Source organism: Streptomyces sp. NPDC015127 (assembly GCF_043080095.1).
GTDB lineage: Bacteria > Actinomycetota > Actinomycetes > Streptomycetales > Streptomycetaceae > Streptomyces.
In genome coordinates this window covers 135,639-155,094 of sequence record NZ_JBIBVE010000014.1, presented here as the reverse complement: position 1 = coordinate 155,094, position 19,456 = coordinate 135,639, and the positions used below count along the sequence as shown (strand labels likewise).

The window sequence follows — 19,456 nt, the reverse complement described above, 5'->3', positions numbered from 1 at the left end:
ACTCCAGGGCTCAGGGGGGAGGGCGATCGGACGACTCAAGGATTCCTAAGCTCTTAACCATTGACCGCTTAGATACAGCCACCTACTGTCTCCGCAACTCCTCTGTTGGCGGAAGGACCCCCTCCATGACGACTGTGGCCGGCAAACCAGCCCTTGGCTCCATAGCCGCGAGACTCGAACGGCTGCCGCACTCGCGCTGGCACGTCAAGGTCCGCTTCCTGATCGGCGCCGTCACCTTCTTCGAGGCGTTCGACCAGCTGCTGGCCGCCTCCGCACTGCCCGTCCTGATGAAGGAATGGAACCTGACCACTGGGCAGGCCACCTTCGCCGTCACCGCCGCCTCCATCGGCATGCTGCTCGGCGCCCTGGCCGCAGGCTGGATGGGTGACCGGATCGGCCGGGTCCGCACGGTCGCCCTCGGAGTCGCCGTCACCGGTCTCGCGAGCCTCGCCGTAGCGTTCTCCGGCGGCATCGAGACGTTCTCGCTCTTCCGGTTCGTCCAGGGACTCGGCATCGGCGGTGTCGTCCCGGTCGCCGCGACCTACATCAACGAGATCGCCCGCTCCGACAAGCGCGGTCGCTTCGTCCTGCTCTACGAGATGATCTTCCCGGCCGGTCTGGCGGCGGCCACCCTGGTCGCCGTATGGGTGGTCCCCAACCTCGGCTGGCGCGCCATGTTCGTCATCGGCACCCTTCCGGTGCTGATCGCCGTCGCGCTTCCCCGCCAGGTCGAGGAGTCCCCGCGCTGGCTGCTGGCCCGCGGACGTACGCAGGAGGCCGAAGCGGCCATCGCGCGCATCGAGGACGCGGTCGCCCGCGCCACCGCCGAACCGCTGCCCCGGCCCGCGGCGTCCGTTCCCGAGGACACCTCCGGCGGCCGGCTCCGCGACCTGTTCCGGGGACGGTACCTGCGGCGCACGGCGGTGCTGTCGGGGCTGTGGTTCGTCGCCTACTACGTCAACCACGGCATCTCCACCTGGCTGCCGTCGCTCTACACCAAGCACTTCGGCCTGGATCTGACCACGGCCCTCGTCTACACCCTGCTCAGCAACGTCACCGGCCTGCTGGGCACACTCGTCGTCGCCCTGCTGATCGACCGGATCGGCCGCCGCCCCGCGCTGGTGACCGCACTGGTCGGCACCATGCTGTCGCTGGGTGTGCTCGGGCTGGCCGGCGCGACCTCGGGCGGCCAGGTCGCCGTCTTCGCCTCCTGCACCACCTTCTTCCTGTACGCGGTCAACGCAGGGCTCTACCTCTACTCGCCCGAGCTCTACCCCACGGACAACCGGGCCAGGGGAGCGGCCTTCGGCGGCCTGTGGAACCGGCTCGGCGTCATCGTCGGCCCCGTCGCCGTCGGCGCGGTCATCGGCGCGGGCGGCAGCCTCTCCCTGGTCTTCGCCCAGCTCGCGGCCGTCGCCGCGGTGGGTGCCGTGATCGCCTGGTTCGCGGTCGAGACCAAGGGCAGGACGCTGGAGGAACTCAACTCCTGACGCGTCGGCGGGTTCCGGCGGCGGGGGCGGCCGGGCGTGGTGATCACCGCGCCCGGTGCGACCCGTTCCCGCCGGGTCGCCGGCACCCGGCGTCTCACGTGGTCCCGGCGGCATCCACGGGCCGTCGCCTCAGCGGTAAGATTCTCAGCGCCGTGAGAATTCGGACGGGCGCCGGCGGGGGCCGTACGAGGGGATGAGGATGGCTGCATCGAGGCCGGCGGACCGGGACGCCGTGGCGAAGGTGATCGAGGACTGGGCGCGCGAGCGGCCGGAGCTGGACACCAGCCCACTGGAGGTCCTCGCCCGGCTCCACCGCTCCTTCCTGCGCTACAGCACCAGGCTCACCGCCTCGATCGAGCGCCACGGCCTGTCGGTGGCGGGCTTCGACGTGCTGACCGCCCTGCGGCGGTCGGGCAAGCCGTACCGGCTGACCGCGGGGCAGCTCGCCGACTCCGGCCTGGTGTCGTCGGCGGGTGTGACGCTGCGGATCGACCGCCTGGAGAAGGACGGCCTCATCGTCCGGGAAAGGGACGCGGACGACCGCCGGGTCGTCTACTCGCGCCTCACCGACAAGGGGCTCGCCACGGTGGACACCGTGTTCTCGGAACACCTCGACAACGAGAGCCGGATGCTCGGCGGACTCTCACCGAGCGAACGCCGCCAGCTCGCGCGGCTGCTGCGCAAGCTGGAGAACTCCATTCTCGCGTCCGACGAGGAAGCGCCCGACGCGGCGGTCTGAAGCGGGAGCCACGCACGCTGCTCGGCGACGGCGCCAGGTCTCGGCGGCACGAAGCCGACGCGCTGCTCGGCGCCGGCGCGCCGGCTCGGCGGTGTGATGCGCGGCCGCGGGGCGGGTCCGCCCCAGTGGTGGCCGCGGCGTCGTCTCGGCGGTGTGAAGTCCCGCTGCGGGGTGGTGGTTCCGCGCTGAGAGGTTGTCTCAACTGGTGGGGCATTGGGTGCTCTCGGGGGCGGCACGGAGCCGCCCCGAGCGGGTCAGGATTGCTGCGCCGGAGGCAGGGAGAGGTAGAGGCGAATGCCTTGCGGTCGGTAGCCAACGCGCTCGTAGACGCGGCGGGATCCTTCTCCGGAGTACTCCAGCCAGACTGATCCGGTTCCCTGGGCGAACATGGCTTCGGTCAGCGCGCCAGTTACTGCAGCGGCGATGCCGCGGCCACGGTAGGCGGGGCGGGTGCCCACGCCGAACAACTCGGCGGTGTCCTCGGCCGACGGGGAACAAGACGCCCCGCCGGCCATGCCGCCCTGCGGGTCGCGGACAAAACGCACTGCTCCGCCACTCTGCTGGGTACGCCGCAGTCGGGCCGCGCCCTGTGCTGAGGGGGCAAATACGCCACCGAACGCCTCGGCAAGCGTGGCATCGAGCTCGGCGTACTCTTCGTCGGTGGACGGGCGCTCCACACGCGAGGAGTCGGCGGACTCGGGCAGTATCAGCGTGCCGGGTGTGCAGACAAGATATTCGTGCACCGCCTCGGTACCGAAGCCGGCCGCCCGCAGGACCGGTGTGACGCCGGGGGCAGCCTGCGGTGAGAACTCGAGCCGCGGTCGCAGGCCACGCTCCCGGAAGATTCCGATCAACGCCGCCACGTCCTGCTCGGTCGGCTCGGTGCCGGGTAGCGGGGTCGCGTAGTTGAGGTAAGGGTTGTCGGTGTCCGGGGTGAAGCCTGCGACGAAGCCGCCGGTCTCGACGACTACAGGACGGCGGCGGAGGTTGCTTACGGCAAAGCTCTGGACCTGGATGTCCATGGTGGGTGTTGACCTCACGAGATCTCTAGGAGAGCCCCTGGCGAACTCAGGGAGTTCGGGGCGCGGGAAGAGCGGCGGTGTGTCAGGCACCGCGTCGTGGGGCCGCCGTAGGGAACAGCGTGGCAGTCTGAGGCTGCTGCAGAGCAGGCGCTCAGTGCCGACGGCGGCCGCTGGGGGACGCCGGGAACATTGGCTTCGTTCCTCACTGTGAGCGTGTCTGCACAGTCGCAGAGCGCGGCACACTGTTCCACGACCGACCGAAGCGGGCAAGTCGTTTTCCCTCGGCCGGCCAGGAAGCGCATCGTGTCACCGGGACAGACGCCTGTAGCAGATAAGGGTGGCGGCGATGCCCGCGAAGGCGAGGAAGTGTTCGGCCTTGCGCTCGTAACGGCGGTGCAGCCGACGGCACGCGAACAGCCAGGCGTTCCGGGAAGCTGCCCCACCTGCACAGGCGGTGCCACCGCCCCCGCACCCGCGCCGCGGCCCACCGCACGGACGGAGCCGCCATGCCGCCGCATCCAGGCCGCGGCCCACCGCCTACCGCACCCGCGGTGCCGCCGTGCTCTGGCGCACTACGAGCCGCGTCGGCACGAGTGTCGTGCCGATCTCCGTCTCGTTCTGCCGCACCTGCCGCAGCACTCCCTCCACGCAGCGCCGCCCCACCTCGGCGAAGTCCTGGTGCACGGTGGTCAGGGGCGGCAGGAAGGAGCCCGACTCGGGGATGTCGTCGAAGCCGATGACGGAGACGTCGTCCGGCACTGCGCGGCCGCGCTCGTGGAGGGCGCGCAGCAGGCCGAGAGCCATCTGGTCGTTGGCGGCGAACACCGCCGTGCAGTCGTCCTGTTCGGCGAGGTGCAGCCCGGCGCGGTACCCGGACTCGGCCGACCAGTCGCCCCGTACCGGCTCGGGCGCTTCGCACCCCGCCTCGGCCAGGGCCGCTCGCCAGGCGTCGGCCCTGCGCTGTGCCGCGTAGGACTCCTCGGGCCCCGCCAGGTGCCACACCGTGCGGTGGCCCAGGTCGAGCAAGTGCCGTACGGCGGCCCGCGTTCCGCCGGCCTGGTCGGTGTCGACGACGGTGTAGCGGTCACCGGCGTCCGAGTCGGCCACGACGACCTTCACGTGCGGCGGCAGGGAGAGGCGGGTCGCGTCGAGGAGGTGGACCTCCATGATGACGATGACCGCGTCGACAGCGAGCTCGCCCAGCCGTGAGAAGGCGCCGCGTACTTCGTCGTGGCTGGGGACGGCGACGGGGAGCAGGGTGACCGCGTAGCCCTCCTGTGCCGCCGAGGTGGCGATCGCCTCCAGAGTGCGGACGTTACCCGTGGTGGAGAGGGTGAAGGTGATGACACCGATCGTGCGGAAGTCGCCGCGTTTGAGGGCGCGGGCCGCGCTGTTGGGGCGGTAGCCGAGCTCCCGCATGGCGGCGAGGACCCGCTGCCGCGTCTCGTGGTTGACGCCGGGGAAGCCGTTGGAGACGCGCGAGACGGTCTGCGAGGAGACGCCCGCCACGCGGGCGACGTCCGCCATCGACGCGTTCTGTGTACGGCTCCTGGTGCCGGCCCTGCCGTGCGCCCGGGCGCTGTCCGTTGCTCCCACCGTCTCCCTCACCAGGTGCGCCGTCGGTCTCCCGAGCGGTCTGCCGTGCAGTGTGCCGAGCGACTCTTGACCGCCGTCATCGGGGCAGTGTAGACATGCCGCCACCGAATGTTTACGTAAACATAACACCCCGCGGCCTCTCGCACGCCGCGATGTTTACGCAAACATCAAGAGGTGTCAGCGCGAGGCACGTACGAGCGAGGGACGCGAGATGACGACGCTTCAACCGCCGGCGGCCGCAGGGCCCCGCCCGGCGAGGCCGGCGGTGCGCCGCACCCGCCGCTCCTGGGCCGGATGGGGGTTCATCGGCCCCTTCGTGATCGTCTTCGCCCTGGTGTTCCTCGCACCGCTCGCGTACTCGGTCTGTCTCAGCCTCTTCCGGACCCGGCTCATCGGCGGCACCACCTTCGTGGGCCTCGACAACTACCAACAGGCCCTCCAGGACGGCCGGTTCTGGGACGGCGTCGCCCGCGTCGGACTCTTCCTCGCCGTCCAGGTGCCGATCATGCTGGGCATCGCCCTGCTCGTCGCGCTCGCCCTCGACAGCGGGCGGCTGTACGGCAAGGACTTCTTCCGGATATCCGTCTTCCTGCCGTACGCGGTGCCCGCCGTCGTCGCCTCCCTCATGTGGGGCTTCATGTACGGCACCCGCTTCGGCCTGCTCGGCGACATCAACGACGCGTTCGGCGTGCACCTGCCCGACCCGCTCTCGCCCGATCTGGTCCTGGCGTCGATCGGCAACATCGTCACCTGGGAGTTCGCCGGCTACAACATGCTGATCTTCTACTCCGCGCTGCGCGTCGTCCCGCACTCGCTCTACGAGGCCGCCGAGATCGACGGCGCGGGCCAGTGGCGCGTCATCTCGGCGATCAAGCTCCCGGCCATCCGCGGCGCCCTCGTCATCGCCACGATCTTCTCGATCATCGGCAGCTTCCAGCTCTTCAACGAGCCGAGCATCCTGCAGAACCTGGCGCCCAACGCGATCACCACTGACTACACCCCGAACTACTACACGTACGCCCTGTCCTTCAACGGCCAGCAGCACAACTACTCGGCGACGGTCGCCATCGTCATGGGCGTCATCACCATGATCGTCGCCTATGTCGTCCAGCTGCGCGGCATGCGCAAGGGAGCGTGAACCGATGAGTGGACTGAGCGGAACCGCCACCACCGCCTCCCGGCCCGCGCCGAAGCCGGCCGCCGCCCCCGCCGCCCCGCGCCTGCGCACACCACGCCGCCACACCCCGGGGCGCCCGCGGCGCAGCGTCCTGCTGACCGTCCTCACCGGTGTCGTCCTTCTCTACAGCCTCCTGCCGCTGGTGTGGCTGCTGATCAGCGCCACCAAGACGCAGCGGGGACTGGCGAACTCGTTCGGCCTGTGGTTCGACGCGGACTTCGCCCTGTGGGACAACATCGGCGAGACGTTCACCTACCAGGACGGCGTGTTCGTCCGCTGGCTCCTCAACACCCTGCTGTACGTGGTGGTGGGCGCGGGCGGCGCGACCTTCCTGGCGGTCCTCGGCGGGTACGCGCTCGCCAAGTTCGACTTCCCCGGCAGGCGCGCGGTGTTCGCGGTCGTCATCGGCGCGGTCGCCGTGCCGGGCACGGCTCTCGCGGTCCCGACGTTCCTGATGTTCAGCACGATGGGACTGACCGACACTCCCTGGGCCGTCATCGTGCCGTCGCTGATCTCGCCGTTCGGCCTGTACCTGATGTGGGTGTTCGCCACCGAGGCGATTCCCGCCGAACTGATGGAGGCCGCCCGCATCGACGGCGCGAGCGAGCTGCGCACCTTCTTCCAGGTCGCCCTGCCGCTGCTCGCCCCCGGCACCGTCACGGTCCTGCTCTTCACCACGGTCGCGACGTGGAACAACTACTTCCTGCCGCTGATCATGCTGAAGGACCCCGACTGGTACCCCCTGACCCTCGGCCTCAAGAGCTGGAACGCCCAGGCGGCAACGGCCGGCGGCGAGGCCGTCTTCCACCTGGTCGTCACCGGATCGCTGCTCACCATCGTGCCGCTGATCGCCGCCTTCCTGCTGCTCCAGAAGTACTGGCAGTCCGGGCTCGCCGCCGGAAGCGTCAAGGAGTAGTCGCCGCGGCCGCCCCCGTCCCCCGCCCCCGCTCGCACGTCCCCCAGTGGAACCACGACGAAGTGGAAGCATCGCCATGCCCAAGCACTTCCGCCGCCTGCTGCGCGGCACAGGTCTCGTCTGCGCCCTCGCCCTCGCGGCGACCGCATGCGGCGGCTCCGACAACGGCAACTCCGACCAGAAGCAGGTCTCTTCGGCCGACATCGACGCGGCTCTGAAGAAGGGCGGCACCATCACGGTGTGGGCGTGGGAGCCCACCCTGAAGCAGGTCGCGGCCGACTTCGAGAAGGAGCACCCAGGCGTCCGGGTGAAGCTGGTCAACTCCGGTACGAACAACGACGCCTACACCGCCCTGCAGAACGCCGTCTCGGCGAAGAAGGGCGTCCCCGACGTCGCCCAGATCGAGTACTACGCGCTCAGCCAGTACGCGCTGACCAAGTCCGTCACGGACCTCAAGGCGTACGGCGCCGACAAGCTCGCCGACTCCTACTCGCCCGGCCCGTGGAACTCCGTGAGGTCCGGCGACGGCATCTACGCGCTGCCCATGGACTCCGGCCCGATGGCGCTCTTCTACAACAAGAAGGTCTTCGACACGTACAAGATCGCCGTGCCGACCACCTGGGACGAGTACGTCGAGGCCGCCCGCACGCTGCACAAGGCGAACCCCAAGGCGTACATCACCAGCGACATCGGTGACGCGGGCATGACCACCAGCCTTCTGTGGCAGGCGGGTTCGCGCCCCTACAAGGTCGACGGCACCAACGTCGGCATCGACTTCTCCGACGCCGGCGCGAAGCAGTACACCGACACCTGGCAGAAGCTCATCGACGAGAAGCTCGTCGCACCGGTCAAGGGCTGGACCGACGACTGGTACAAGGGGCTCGGCGACGGCACCATCGCCACCCTGCCCACCGGCGCCTGGATGCCCGCCAACTTCGCCTCCGGCGTGCAGGACGCCTCCGGCGACTGGCGCGTCGCCCCACTGCCCCAGTGGACGAAGGGCGCCACCGCCAGTGCCGAGAACGGCGGCAGCTCGCTCGCGCTGCCCACGCTCGGCAAGAACAAGGAACTCGCCTACGCCTTCGTCGAGTACGCCAACTCCGGCAAGGGAGTGCAGACCCGCGTCAAGGGCGGCGCGTTCCCCGCGACGACCGCGGACCTGAACTCCGAGGCGTTCCAGAACACCGAGTTCCCGTACTTCGGCGGCCAGAAGGCCAACAAGGTGTTCGCCGAATCGGCGAAGAACGTCCCCACCGACTGGACCTACCTGCCGTTCCAGGTGTACGCCAACTCGATCTTCAACGACACCGTCGGCAAGGCCTACGTCTCCGGCACGAAGCTGACGCAGGGCCTGAAGGCGTGGCAGGACGCCTCCGCCACGTACGGCACGGAGCAGGGCTTCACCGTCCAGAAGTAGCAGCCCGTCAGGCCCCCACTCGAACCCGGAAGGACCTGCATGACCCCGCCCTCGTCCCCCCTCCCGTCCCGTTTCCCGTACGCACCGGGCGACGACGGCGCCCGGCGCCTCGCGTACGGCGCCGACTACAACCCCGAGCAGTGGCCGCGCGAGGTGTGGGAGGAGGACGTCCGGCTGATGCGCCGGGCCGGCGTGACCATCGTGTCCCTGGGGATCTTCTCCTGGGCGCGCATCCAGCCGGCCGAGGACACCTGGGACTTCGGCTGGCTGGACGAGGTCATGGACCTGCTGCACGCGGGCGGCATCGGCGTCGACCTGGCCACCGCCACCGCATCCCCGCCGCCCTGGCTCACCACCGCGCACCCGGAGATCCTGCCGGTGACCGCGACCGGCGAGACAGTGTGGCCGGGGGCGCGGCAGCACTGGCGGCCGACCTCGCCCGTCTTCCGCACGCACGCGCTGCGCCTGGTACGGAAGCTGGCGACGCGCTACGTCGGCCACCCGGCCCTCGTGGCCTGGCACGTCAATAACGAGCTGGGCTGCCACAACGTCTACGACTACTCCGACGACGCGGCCCGCGCCTTCCGCACCTGGCTGCGCCACCGCTACACCACCGTCGACGCCCTCAACCACGCCTGGGGCACCGCCTTCTGGTCCCAGCAGTACACCGAATGGGAGCAGGTCCTGCCGCCGCGCCTGGCCGCCTCGCACCCCAACCCCACGCAGCAGCTGGACTTCAAGCGCTTCTCCTCCCACGCCCTCAAGGACCATCTGCGGGCCGAGCGCGACGTGCTGCGCGAGCTCACCCCCGGCGTGCCCGTCACCACGAACTTCATGGTCATGGGCGGCACCAAGGGCATGGACTACGCCGACTGGGCGGACGAGATCGACTTCGTGTCGAACGACCACTACGTCGTGCCCGGGCCGCAGGACCGCGACGAGCTGTCCTTCTCGGCCAACCTGACCAGCGGCGTCGCGGGCCACCGCCCGTGGTTCCTGATGGAGCACTCCACCAGCGCCGTCAACTGGCAGCCCGTCAACCTGCCCAAGAAGCCGGGGGAGCTGGTCCGCGACTCGCTGCTGCACGTCGCGCACGGCGCCGACGCCGTCTGCTTCTTCCAGTGGCGGCAGTCGGCGGCCGGCGCCGAGAAGTACCACTCGGCGATGGTGCCGCACGCGGGAGCCGACAGCGAGGTCTTCCGCTCCGTCACCGAGCTCGGACAGACGCTGCGGGCGCTCGCGCCCGTCGCCGGGGCCGAGCGCGAACCGGCCCGCGTCGCCGTCCTGTTCGACTGGGACTCGTGGTGGACGAGCGAACAGGACTCCCACCCCACCTCGCGGCTCGACTACCACCAGGAAGCCCTCGACTGGTACTCCGCCCTCCTCGCCCTCGGCATCCGGGCCGACGTCGTGCCCGCGCACGGCACCGACCTCACCCCGTACGACGTCGTGATCGCCCCCGTCCTGCACGTGGTGCCCGCGACGCTCGCCAAGGAGCTCACACGCTACGTCGAAGGCGGCGGCCACCTCGTCACCACCTACTTCTCCGGCGTCGTCGACGAGAACGACCACATCTGGCTCGGCGGATACCCCGGAGCCCTGCGCGACCTGCTCGGCATCCGCATCGAGGAGTTCGGGCCGCTGCCCGACGGCGACACCGTCGACCTCGACACCTCCACCACCGGACGTCTGTGGACCGACCGGATCACCGTCACCGGGCCCGGCGTCGAGGTCCTCGCCCGGTACCGCACCGGCACCTACGCGTCCCGCCCGGCCGTCACGCGCCGTACGGCGGGCCACGGCACGGCGGCGTACGTCTCCACGCGACTCGGCGTCGGGGGACTCGCGGATCTGCTGCCCGAGCTGTTGGCCCCGGCCGGGGTGACCAGTGAACTCCCCGAAGCCGCACGGGGGCTGGTGGAGCTGGCTGTCCGCCGCGACGCGGACAACCGCTACCTCTTCCTCGTCAACCGGAGCGACGAGCCGGTGGCGCTGCCCGGTCCGACCGGCGACGTGCTCGTCGGTCCCGACGGTCACGCGGCCGGCGACGGGCTCGTCCTGCCGCCCCGCGGGGTCGCCGTCCTGCGGCAGCCCACCTCCTGATCGGCACCACCGCAGTACCGCAGTACCACCTGTCCGCCCGAACGAAGAAGCAGGGAGCACACGTTGGCACGCCGTACCCGCACAAGACGACTCATCGGTCTCGTCGGCACCGCCGCCCTGGTCTGCGGAGCCGCCCTGGCCACCGCCCCGCCCGTGACGGCGGCGAGCGCCGTCACGGTCACCCCGGATCCCTCGTACCGGCAGGAGAGGTTCGAGGGCTGGGGCACCAGCCTCGTCTGGTTCGCGAACGCCACCGGCGACTACCCGCCGGAGATCCGCGAGAAGCTCGCCGATCTCCTCTTCGGGGACGACGGACTCGCCCTGAACATCGCCCGCTACAACATCGGCGGCGGCAATGCCCCTGACGTGAAGGACTACCTGAGGGCCGGTGGAGCGGTCGAGGGGTGGTGGAAGGCGCCCGAGGGCACCACCCGCGAGGACACCGACTGGTGGAGCGCCGACGATCCGGCGGACTGGAAAGAGGACGCCGACGCCAGTCAGCGCTGGTGGGTGAACCGGATCAAGGCAGACATCGACCACTGGGAGACCTTCAGCAACTCCCCGCCCTGGTTCATGACGGAGAGCGGCTACGTCTCGGGTGGCTTCGACGCGAGCAAGGACCAGCTCAAGACGGAGTCCGTCGACGACTTCGCCGCGTACCTGGCCGGCGCCACGAAGCGCCTGGAGAAGGCCGAGGGCATCCGGGTCGACACCGTCGACCCGTTCAACGAGCCCAACACCAGCTACTGGAGGACCACGCTGGGAGCCGACGGCGAGCCGGTCGGCGGACGCCAGGAAGGCGCGCACATCGGCCCCGAGCTCCAGCAGAAGGTCCTGCGCGCCCTCGCCCCCGCCCTGAAGGAGGCACGGACGGGCGCGAAGATCTCGGCGATGGACGAGACAAACCCGACCACCTTCGCCACGAACTGGAACAGCTACCCGGCCGACGTGAAGCGTCTCGTCGACCAGATGAACGTCCACACCTACGGCACCGGCGGCCGGACGACCGTACGCGACCTCGCCAAGGCGGCCGGCAAACCGCTGTGGATGAGCGAGGTCGAGGGCGACTGGGGCGACGGGCAGTCCTTCACCGACATGCGGCCCGGCCTCGGCCTCGCCCGGCACATCGTCGACGACCTGCGCGAACTCGAACCGCGCGCCTGGGTGTTCTGGCAGCCCGTCGAGGACTACGACAGCATGAAGCCCGGCGGCGAGTCCGCCAAGGGCGGCAACTGGGGAAGCATCCAGGTGCCGTTCAGCTGCACGGCGGGGGACACGCTGGAGACCTGCCCCGTCCGGACGAACACGAAGTTCGACACGGCCCGCAACTTCACCCACTTCATCAAGCCCGGCGACCGGCTCGTCAAGGTCGGCGACACCTCCAGCGCGGCCGCCGTCTCCCGGTCAGGTGACGCCGCCACCGTCGTCCACGTGAACAGCACCGGCGAGGCCCGCACCGTGACGATCGACCTGTCGAAGTTCGGCCAGGTCACCGCGGATGCCACCGTCACCCCGGTGGTGACCAGCGCGGACAGCAAGCTTGAGCGGCACGACGCCGTCCCGGTCACCGGCCGGAAGGCGACCTTCACGGTGCCCGCGCAGTCGGTGACGTCGTTCGTCGTCGACGGTGTCTCCGGCGTCGCCAAGGACGCGGCGCTGCTGCGGAAGGGCCACACCTACGAACTGACCGGCGTCCAGAGCGGCAAGGCGCTCACCGTCGCCGACGACGGCACCCACCTGCTGATCAGGACCGCGGGCAACGGCCCGTCCGGCGCCGCACAGCAGTGGCGGCTGCACCCGATCAGCGGCGACGACACCAGCAGCCGGCAGCGGTACGTCGTCACCGACGCGGCGGGCGCCAAGCGCCTGGCCGTCCGGGACGACGTCCCGGTCCTCGAACCCGACACGGGCCGGCGTGACGCAGCCGCCCGGTGGATCGGGTCGACCACCGGAGACGGCTCCTGGACGCTCGTCAACGCCGCCACCGGAAAGCTTCTCGAAGTCGGCGGACAGGCCACGCACGAGGGGGCCGCCGTCACGGCCTGGCAGCCCAATTCCGGCCCCAACCAGCGCTGGAAGGTGACCGACGTGACCCCGACCGACAGGCGGTGACCGGCGCTCGACACAACGGCGCGCAGTGGTCCTGGGTGTGCCCGTCTGCCCAGGCCACCGCCCGCCGGACAGCGGCCGCGGACGCATCGCCGGCCTGTGCCACGGGGGGACAGGTCAGTGGTGTCCGCGGCCGGTCAGGATGTCCCGCAGCTGGTCGACCATGCTGGCCCCGGGCGCCAGGATCTTGTTCGCCGGCGCGCTGTCGGCACCGGACGGGTGCGGCCTCGTCGGGGCCGCACTCTTCGCGGAGCGGATTTTGCCGCCGAGCTCGTCGAGTGCGTTCGCGGAGCAGGAGTCGGCCAGCAGAGGAAAGAGGCGGTTCTCCTCCTCCTGCACGTGGGAGGTGACCGATGTCCTCAGCCCGGCGAGGAGCGCGTCGAACCGGTCGTCGACGGGCCGGCAGGCCTCCAGCTCTTTGAGCATGTGCTCGATCTCCGCGTGGTCGGCGAGCTCCTGGTCGGCCAGGTCGTCACCGCCGTCGACGTACCGGCGCACCGCCGGGTAGAGGTACTGCTCCTCGGCGACAGAATGCCGCACCAGCTCCAGGGTGAGCTGGTCGGCCAGCTCGCGTCGCTTCGGGTCGGCGGCCGGCAGCCCGTCGATCCTCTCGAACAGCGCATCGACCTCGCGGTGGTCCGTGGTCAGTTCCCCGATGACGTTTCCGCCGTGTCCCATGACGCCCTCCTTCTCCTCGGTGGCGGGCACCGGCCGCACCGGTTCGGGACGAACCGGTGACGTGGACCGCCGTGACACAGCGTCGCGGCGGACGAGCCCACACAACCGTTACCCCGCCGCCCACGGTCGCCGGAGAGCCCAATCGGGTCACATTCCGTACCCGTGCCGGGTGAAGACCTCCCGGATCGCGGCCAGTGCGCCGTCCGCGGCGTCGTCGTACCCGTTGGCCTTCCGGTGCTCGACGAGCGCCTCGCAGGTGAACTCCCGGCCGAACAGGTAGCCGTCGAGGCAGTAGTCGAATCCGGACTCGCCCATGGGGTCCAGACCCTCCTGCTCGCAGTGGTCCAGGAATCCTTGGGCGGCCCGCCACTGGTCGCCGTCGAACCAGAACACGCCGCCGGCGCAGTGGATCGTCGCACCCGTCCCCGGATCCGTGAGGTTCACGGACTCGTAGTTCTCGGGACGGTTGCGCACCAGCCGGACGAGGTCTTCGGGGACCTCGCCGTACAGCGACTCCTGCTGGGCGTAGGTGCCTTCGGCGTACAGGTTCAGATCCGTCTCGTGGTCGAAGGTCAGCAGCAGCGCACGACCGTCCGGCACGAAGTACCACACGGTCGACTGTCCACCGCGATCGTTCCAGGCGAAGCGTTCCGCTCCGTCCACCGCCGTCGGCGTGACGCCGGTGATCTCGCCGATGACGGCCGCGCGTCGGCGGACCTCCGCGACCGCCGTCGCCTTGAGGGCGTCCCAGGTGTGGTCACTCATGGCCACAGGTTACGTCGCGGTGACCGATGCCGATCTCCCGTGGCCGTCCTAGCGTCGACGACATCACCTCGCCGGCACCACGGCGAGGAGAGCGGCGGCGGGAATCCTCCGGCCGTCGTTTCCTCGGCATCGATCGAAAGCGTCTTCCGCATGCGCAAGCTCACCTACTACGCAGCCTCCAGCATCGACGGCTTCATCGCCGGCCCTGACGGGCAGTTCGACTTCTTCGCTTTCGAGGGCGACCTCGCGGCCGCGGTCCTGGCCGAGTACCCCGAGACCATGCCGGCCCAGGCGCGCGAACCGATGGGCATCGCCGACCGGGCCAACAAGAAGTTCGACACGGTCCTGATGGGCCGCGGAACCTACGCGCCCGGACTCGCGATCGGCATCACCAGTCCCTACCCCCACCTCAAGCAGTACGTGTTCTCCCGCACGCTGACCCGGCAGGATCCCGAGGTGGAGATCGTCTCCGGTGATCCCGTCGAGTTCGTCCGTGACCTCAAGCGACAGGACGGGATGGACATCTGGCTGTGCGGCGGAGCCGCTCTGGCCGGCCAACTGACAGGTGAGATCGACGAGCTGGTCATCAAGCGCTACCCGGTGGTCATCGGCTCCGGTGTCCCCCTGTTCCAGACCTCCTTCGACGTGACCGGGTTCGCACTGACCGACTCCCGCGTCTTCACCACCGGTGCGTCGATCACGACGTACGTCAAGCTCTAGGAAAGGCGCCGCACATGATGTTCCGTCCGATGACCGAGGCCGACCTCGACCGCGTGACCGCAGTGACGGTCGACGAACCCATCAGCTGGATCACCACCGACCGGTACCTCGACGAACTGGGCCAGGGAATGTACCGGCCGGAGTGGACCTGGATCGCCGAGGACGACGGCCGGGTCGTGGCCCGGGCCCTGTGGTGGGGACAGCCCCTCAGTGAGCACCCCGTGGCCCTGGACTGCCTGCACGTCGATGCCTCCGTCACCGACCGCGTGGCGGTCGCGGCCGAGCTGCTCACCACCGGTCTGAGAGCGTTCGCCGAGCAGGGCGCCCGCAAACCGCCCCTCTACAACCTGACGCTGCCGTACGGCTGGCGCGAGGACCCGGCCGTCGCGGCCGCCCTGGCCTGGCGGCGCGACGCCGCGCTGGCGGCAGGACTCACCGACGAGGTGGAGCGCCTGCGCCTGGAGTGGACGCCCGAGGCCGGCGTCCCGGCCACCGGCGGCCGGCTCACCTTCGCCCCTGCCTCGGACGAGGAGTTCCTGGAGGTGTTCCGGCGGATAGCCGTGGGCAGCCTCGACGGCGAGACCCGCAGGAACCTGGCCACCAAGGGCGCCGAGGCCACCGCACGGGAGGAGATGGACTTCTATCTCGGCTGCCCGGGCAAGCGCGAGTGGTGGCGCCTGGCCCGCACTCCGGACGGAGAGGCCGCCGGGCTGGCGATCCCGTCGGCGACCCCGTACAACCGCAACGTCGGCTACCTGGGCGTCGTCCCCGAGTTGCGCGGCCGGGGCCTCGTCGACGACATCCTCGCCGAGATCACCCGTGTCCACGCGGAGTCGGGAGCCGAGCTGATCACGGCCACCACCGACACGGGCAACGCACCTATGGCCGCCGCCTTCGCGCGAGCCGGCTACCGGACCGCGCAGATCCGGATGATCTACTCGGCGCCGGAGTCATGAGACCGGCAGCAGTCATGAGGCCAGCAGCGCGGCCAGCTCGCTGCGCGACGTGATGCCCAGTTTGGGGAATGCCCGGTAGAGGTGGTGGCCGACCGTGCGGTGGCTCAGGAACAACTGCGTGGCGATCTCACGGTTGGTCGCGCCCGTTGCGGCCAGCCGTACGACCTCGCGTTCCTGCGGGCTCAACTGGCTGATCCGTCCGTCCGCGAGCCCGGTCGGAGCCGCGGTCCCGCCCGCGGCCCGCAGTTCCGCCCGAGCCCGGGCGGCCCAGGGACGGGCGTCGAGCGTCTCGAAGAGGCGCAGCGCCTCCCGGAGATGGCCGCGGGCGTCGATCTTGCGGCGCAGGCGGCGCAGCCACTCCCCGTACAGCAGCTCGGTGCGGGCGCGCTGGAAGCCGCTGCCGCCCTCGTGGAGGCGCACGGCCGTCGCGAAATGCAGCTCGGCCTCGTCGTCCGGACCGGTCAGGGCCGAACAGCGGTGGGCCAGGGCGGTGAGGGCCGGCTGGTGTGCGGCTTCGGCCCAGTGCGTGAGCAGACGCACCGGTTCCTTCGCCCGCTCCGGACGGCCGGCACGCACCGCCGCCTCGACGAGGTCGGGCAGCACGGAGAGGGCCAGCAGCGGGTGGCTCACCTCCCGCTGCGCCGACTCCAGCAGGTCCAGAGCCGCCTCCGCCCGCCCCAGGCCGAGTTCGAGCAGTCCCAGCGCCCCCAGAGCGTCCGCCGTACCCCGCCCGACATCGCGCGGACGGGTGTAGTCCAGGGCCGCCTCCGCCAGGTCGCGGGTTCGTTCCTCCTCGCCCTGGACGGCAGCGGGCATCGCCAGGACGGCCCGCAGGTGGGCGGCCCGGTGGGCCAGGTCGTAGTACTCGGCGAGCCGCAGTGCCTCGGTGGCGTGGGCGGTCGCGTCATCGTGCCGGCCGAGCGCCAGCTCGGTCTGGGCGAGCAGGTGCAGCGTCGTCGGCAGCCATCCGCCGATCCCCTGTTCGCGGCAGTGGGCGACCGACGCGGCGGTGATCTCGTGGGCCGTGGCGTGGTCGGCGGCCAGGTGACAGTAGATCCCGGTCATCAGCCGCTCCATGAACCCGGTCCCGGGACGGCGGCTGATGCGCACGAGGTCGTGCAGGGCCTCCAGCGCGCCGGACACGTCCCCGGTGAACAGCCGGGCGGGCACGGCGAGTACGGGCAGGTCCGGGGCGCGGGCGCCGACCTCGGCGATCAGTTCGGCTTTCCCCGACGAGAAGGCCGCGTGCATCGCGTCGACCAGGAGGGTGGGAAGTTCGTCGGGGCTGCCGGGGCCGATCAGGTCCGCGCACTCGACCAGGATCCGGGCGGCGGTCTCCGGCCTGCCGTATCCCAGCTCGACGACGGCCCGTACCCGGGCGAAGTCCGCCGCCGAGCCCGGATCCGGGAGAGGCAGCGCCACCTGGTCGGCCAGGGCGCCGCACCGCTCGTCCTGACCGGCCTCACTGGCCTTCTGCGCCGCGCGGACGAGCCGGCGCGCCTTCCTCTGCGGATCGGCCGTGAGCTGGGCCGCACGCTCGTACGCCGCCGACGCGGACGCCATCGCCTGCCTGCTGCCGGCCCACTCGGCGACCCGCTCCAGTTCGTCGGCGACGCCTTCGTCCGGGCCCGTCGACGCGGCGGCCAGATGCCACGCGCGACGATGCGCGTCCCCGGCCTCGTCCAGCGCCTCCGCCAGCGCCTTGTGGGCGGCGATGCGCCGGGCGAGCGGGGCCCCTCGATAGGCGGCGTATCTGACCAGCGGGTGCCGGAAGCGCACCGCCGTCCCCGACAGGAAGAGCAGCCCGGAGCGTTCGGCGGGGTCGAGGTCGTCCATCGCGGCGCCCAACCGGTCGACGGCCCTGAGCAGCAAGGGGAGTTCGCCGGTGTCGTCCGCCGCGGCCACGAGCAGTACCGTGCGAGTGGCGTCGGGCAGACGGTGTATCTGCTCCGAGAAGGCGTCCTGGATTCTGCTCTGCATCGGGGACGTCGCCCCGGGCAGTGCCAGCGGGCTCAACTGCCCGGCACGCTGCGCCGGGGTGAGCGCGGCCGACAGCTCGATGAGGGCCAGTGGGTTGCCCTGGGCCTCCTCGACGACCCGGTCCGCGACATAGGGCGGCAGGTCCCCGACGAGCGCCGCGGCCGAGGCCCGGTCGAGGCCCGCGACGAGCAGCCGGGGCAGTCCGTTCACGACCGCCCCTCGGGCCCCGTCGCGGACAGCGAAGATCATCACGATGCCCTCGGCCCTCAGCCTGCGGGCCGCGAAGGCCAACGCGTCCACCGACGGCTGGTCCAGCCACTGGGCGTCGTCGACCAGGCAGAGGAGCGGGCCGTCGCCGGCGACTTCCGACAGGGTGGTGAGCACGGCGAGGCCGACGGTGAAGCGGTCACGGACCACGTCGTCGGTGAGCCCGAAGGCGGCCCGCATGGCGGTGGCCTGCGGCCCCGGCAGCGCGTCGAGGCTGTCCATCACGGGCAGGAACAGCTGGTGCAGCCCGGCGAAGGCGAGCTCCATCTCCGACTCGATGCCCTCGACGCGCAACACCCGCATGCCGCCCGCCCGCTCCACGGCGTAGTCGAGCAGCGCGGTCTTGCCGATCCCCGCCTCGCCGTGGATCAGCAGGGCACTGCTGGCTTCCCGACGGGCACCGGCGAGCATCTGGTCGATCCGTTCCCGCTCCGCGGTGCGCCCTTGCAGCATGTGCCCCCCTGCTTTCACGTGTCGGTCACCCCTCCGAGGGCAAGCGGGACCGCGCCCGGTGCCTGGGGAGGAGTTCCATGATCTCCTTTTCGGGTCCTGGGCGTGCCACTGGGGTGTCGGCCGACGCCCGGTGCCAGGCCTCGGTGACCGAGGTCTCTCGACGTGCGGCGCGCCCGTCGTCGTTCACGCGCGTCACGTCACGGCGCCGGAGGCGGCGGGACACAACTCAGGTACGGACGCTGCCGCCCATGAACACCCCGGCCGGTCGCGAAGGCCGGCTGCGCGAGGCGTTTTCGCCGTCCGGTCAGTCGGGGCCCACCCAGTCGAAGGTGATGTGCTTGCTGGACTGGCCCTCCCGGCTCCACTGGAATCCGTAGGCGTCGGCCCGGTCAGCCGTCGCTCGGCCCCATGTGGCCACCTGGCCCGGTCCCGTCTCCGAGCCCGGCAGGTTGGTGCTCTGGACGCGGGCGCCGTCCGGGGTCGTCGGGCCGGTGAGAGCCTCGGCGCGTGACTCGATGCGGCCGGGGATGACGGCGCTCCAGGAGGCCAGGTCGGGATCGACCTCGACGGTGATGGGGGCGAATTCCATCCCCCGCATCTCCATGTCGGCGATCTCGATGAATTCCCTGGGCCAACTGCCCGCCTGACCACTGAAGATCATCTGGATGGCTTCGCGCTGAGCGTCGTCGGCCCGTTCGTCGACGAAGAAGGCGGCGTACGTGTCGGAGTGCTCGGCCCAGACGTTGCCGGTGAAGGAGGCGAGCATCATCACGTTCAGGTCGTCCAGGACGACGTCTCCGTAGCTGCCCTCACGGATGTGCCAGGCCAGCACTCCGTCGCATTCGCCGAAGGTCGGCAGCTGCGCGAAGGTGCAGGGGCAGGGAACATTGCATTTACAGGTGTCGAACCAGTCGCCGGCGATGTGCCACCTGGGTACAGCCGGTGCCGTCGGTGCGGTGTCGGTCATGGCCGGACCTCCTCGGGATCCCAGCGCCACTCACTTCCAGCGTGCACCTGCCCCTCCGACCGTGGCCAGTGCCTGCCACACGTGCGGGCGGCGCTGGGGCG

15 protein-coding genes and 1 pseudogene are annotated in these 19,456 nt (G+C 70.7%); 9 read left to right on the top strand and 7 right to left on the bottom strand.

The genetic code is table 11. The annotated features are described in order from the left end of the window. Positions 1–125 precede the first annotated feature (125 nt). Together ACF08N_RS27050 and ACF08N_RS27045 are read left to right on the top strand one after the other, a co-directional pair. Entirely contained in the window at positions 126–1,490 is a 1,365-nt protein-coding gene (locus tag ACF08N_RS27050) for an MFS transporter (protein WP_392327284.1), read from the top strand. A 199-nt stretch (positions 1,491–1,689) separates the two neighbouring features. Next, the gene (locus ACF08N_RS27045; protein ID WP_392327283.1) at positions 1,690–2,229 is read left to right on the top strand and encodes a MarR family winged helix-turn-helix transcriptional regulator; all 540 of its coding nucleotides are present in this window, start codon (positions 1,690–1,692) and stop codon (positions 2,227–2,229) included. A 254-nt stretch (positions 2,230–2,483) separates the two neighbouring features. Here ACF08N_RS27045 and ACF08N_RS27040 read toward each other — a convergent pair whose 3' ends face one another. The 3 genes and pseudogenes from ACF08N_RS27040 to ACF08N_RS27030 form a co-directional block, all read right to left on the bottom strand. Next, complete coding sequence (locus ACF08N_RS27040) at positions 2,484–3,251, bottom strand: GNAT family N-acetyltransferase (RefSeq protein ID WP_392327282.1); 768 nt, start codon at positions 3,249–3,251, stop codon at positions 2,484–2,486. Between the two features lie 306 nt (positions 3,252–3,557). Next, positions 3,558–3,674 (bottom strand): annotated as a pseudogene (locus ACF08N_RS27035) (IS5/IS1182 family transposase); the annotation flags it as partial. Positions 3,675–3,788: 114 nt separating this feature from the next. After that, positions 3,789–4,778, bottom strand: coding sequence for a LacI family DNA-binding transcriptional regulator (locus ACF08N_RS27030; RefSeq protein WP_392327392.1), 990 nt, complete (start codon positions 4,776–4,778; stop codon positions 3,789–3,791). Between the two features lie 280 nt (positions 4,779–5,058). Here ACF08N_RS27030 and ACF08N_RS27025 point away from each other — a divergent pair, with 280 nt between their 5' ends. From ACF08N_RS27025 to ACF08N_RS27005, 5 genes are all read left to right on the top strand, one after another. Continuing rightward, positions 5,059–5,985 (top strand): carbohydrate ABC transporter permease, encoded by a 927-nt coding sequence (locus tag ACF08N_RS27025; RefSeq protein WP_392327281.1) that lies wholly within the window; start codon positions 5,059–5,061, stop codon positions 5,983–5,985. Between the two features lie 13 nt (positions 5,986–5,998). Next, positions 5,999–6,940, top strand: a complete 942-nt coding sequence (locus ACF08N_RS27020) for a carbohydrate ABC transporter permease (protein ID WP_392327391.1) — start codon at positions 5,999–6,001, stop codon at positions 6,938–6,940. A 76-nt stretch (positions 6,941–7,016) separates the two neighbouring features. Then, a complete protein-coding gene (locus tag ACF08N_RS27015) occupies positions 7,017–8,357 on the top strand; it encodes an ABC transporter substrate-binding protein (RefSeq protein ID WP_392327280.1) in 1,341 nt (446 codons plus the stop codon). A gap of 39 nt (positions 8,358–8,396) precedes the next feature. Next, the gene (locus tag ACF08N_RS27010; protein ID WP_392327279.1) at positions 8,397–10,460 is read left to right on the top strand and encodes a beta-galactosidase; all 2,064 of its coding nucleotides are present in this window, start codon (positions 8,397–8,399) and stop codon (positions 10,458–10,460) included. A gap of 63 nt (positions 10,461–10,523) precedes the next feature. Beyond that, on the top strand, positions 10,524–12,572 hold the full coding sequence (locus ACF08N_RS27005) for a glycoside hydrolase (RefSeq protein ID WP_392327278.1): 2,049 nt from the start codon (positions 10,524–10,526) through the stop codon (positions 12,570–12,572). Positions 12,573–12,686: 114 nt separating this feature from the next. On the opposite strand, the gene ACF08N_RS27000 is transcribed toward ACF08N_RS27005, so the two are convergent. After that, on the bottom strand, positions 12,687–13,247 hold the full coding sequence (locus ACF08N_RS27000) for a hemerythrin domain-containing protein (RefSeq protein WP_392327277.1): 561 nt from the start codon (positions 13,245–13,247) through the stop codon (positions 12,687–12,689). A gap of 147 nt (positions 13,248–13,394) precedes the next feature. After that, complete coding sequence (locus ACF08N_RS26995) at positions 13,395–14,012, bottom strand: hypothetical protein (RefSeq protein ID WP_392327276.1); 618 nt, start codon at positions 14,010–14,012, stop codon at positions 13,395–13,397. Between the two features lie 150 nt (positions 14,013–14,162). Between ACF08N_RS26995 and ACF08N_RS26990 the strand changes: the two genes are divergently transcribed. Further along, positions 14,163–14,732, top strand: a complete 570-nt coding sequence (locus ACF08N_RS26990; protein WP_392327275.1) for a dihydrofolate reductase family protein — start codon at positions 14,163–14,165, stop codon at positions 14,730–14,732. Between the two features lie 29 nt (positions 14,733–14,761). After that, on the top strand, positions 14,762–15,688 hold the full coding sequence (locus ACF08N_RS26985; protein ID WP_392327274.1) for a GNAT family N-acetyltransferase: 927 nt from the start codon (positions 14,762–14,764) through the stop codon (positions 15,686–15,688). A gap of 12 nt (positions 15,689–15,700) precedes the next feature. On the opposite strand, the gene ACF08N_RS26980 is transcribed toward ACF08N_RS26985, so the two are convergent. Together ACF08N_RS26980 and ACF08N_RS26975 are read right to left on the bottom strand one after the other, a co-directional pair. Then, the gene (locus tag ACF08N_RS26980; RefSeq protein WP_392327273.1) at positions 15,701–18,388 is read right to left on the bottom strand and encodes an ATP-binding protein; all 2,688 of its coding nucleotides are present in this window, start codon (positions 18,386–18,388) and stop codon (positions 15,701–15,703) included. Between the two features lie 304 nt (positions 18,389–18,692). Beyond that, positions 18,693–19,355, bottom strand: coding sequence for a DUF1326 domain-containing protein (locus tag ACF08N_RS26975; protein WP_392327272.1), 663 nt, complete (start codon positions 19,353–19,355; stop codon positions 18,693–18,695). Between the last annotated feature and the right edge of the window lie 101 nt (positions 19,356–19,456).